Consider the following 280-nt stretch of genomic DNA (forward strand, 5'->3'; position numbering starts at 1 on the left):
TACCTCACGAAGCCGTTCGCGATCGCCGAGCTCAACGCCCGCATCCGAGCCCACCTGCGCCGTCGCGCGGCGGGGACCGCGACGGTCGTCGAGGCCGGCTCGGTCCGACTCGACACCGTCGCCGTCCGCGCCGCCGTGCGCGGGCGTGACCTGCCGCTGAGCGTCAAGGAGTTCTCGCTGCTGCGGTTCCTCATCCAGGGCTCGCCGGCACCGCGGACCCGCGCCGAGGTCCTCGAGGAGGTCTGGGGGAGCGCCGAGCACTTCGACCCGACGATCGTCG

At 73.6% G+C, this 280-nt stretch carries 1 protein-coding gene; it reads left to right on the forward strand.

Going from position 1 to position 280, the window contains the following annotated elements:
- The coding region (locus tag BIV03_RS17535; RefSeq protein ID WP_175475960.1) for a response regulator transcription factor at positions 1 to 280 on the forward strand (280 nt) is incomplete at both ends.

It is taken from the genome of Curtobacterium sp. MCBA15_016, assembly GCF_001865105.1.
Taxonomy (GTDB): domain Bacteria; phylum Actinomycetota; class Actinomycetes; order Actinomycetales; family Microbacteriaceae; genus Curtobacterium.